This is a genomic window from Paracraurococcus lichenis (assembly GCF_030657435.1).
GTDB classification, from domain to species: domain Bacteria; phylum Pseudomonadota; class Alphaproteobacteria; order Acetobacterales; family Acetobacteraceae; genus Paracraurococcus; species Paracraurococcus lichenis.
Genome location: NZ_JAUTWS010000505.1, coordinates 1 through 415, shown reverse-complemented (window position 1 = coordinate 415; position 415 = coordinate 1). Strand labels below are relative to the sequence as shown.

Below are 415 nucleotides of genomic sequence, written 5' to 3'. Positions count from 1 at the left end.
GCCGTCCCAGCCGGCGCGGTGGCCGCTCTCGGGCGTGGATTGCAGCGTGCGGCTGTCGATCACCACGCCCGTGGGCTCCGCCGTGCGGCCGTACTCCAGCCGCAGCAGCACGCGCAGGTCGTGCACCAGCGTCTCGAAGCAGCCCGCCGCCAGCCAGCGCCGGGTCTGTGGGTAGACCAACTCCCAGGGCGGCAAGTCATTGGGCAGCCAGCGCCAGGGCGCACCGGTCTTTACGATGTAGCGCAGGCCGTTGAAGCTCTCGCGCAGCGGATAGCGCCGCTGCCCGGCATCCTCAGGCAGGAGCGCCAGGTAGGGCGCCACCAGCGCCCACTCCTCGTCCGAGACGTCGGACGGGTATGCTCGACGGGTCACGCCCCAATATGGGGACTGCCAAGAGGTCCCTAACAGCCTCTAG

The 415-nt window shown here is 70.1% G+C and carries 1 protein-coding gene; it reads right to left on the bottom strand.

The features are described 5' to 3' along the window. On the bottom strand, nucleotides 1–372 hold a 372-nt coding region (locus tag Q7A36_RS41000), incomplete at its 3' end, for a transposase (protein WP_305109511.1). Nucleotides 373–415: the final 43 nt, after the last annotated feature.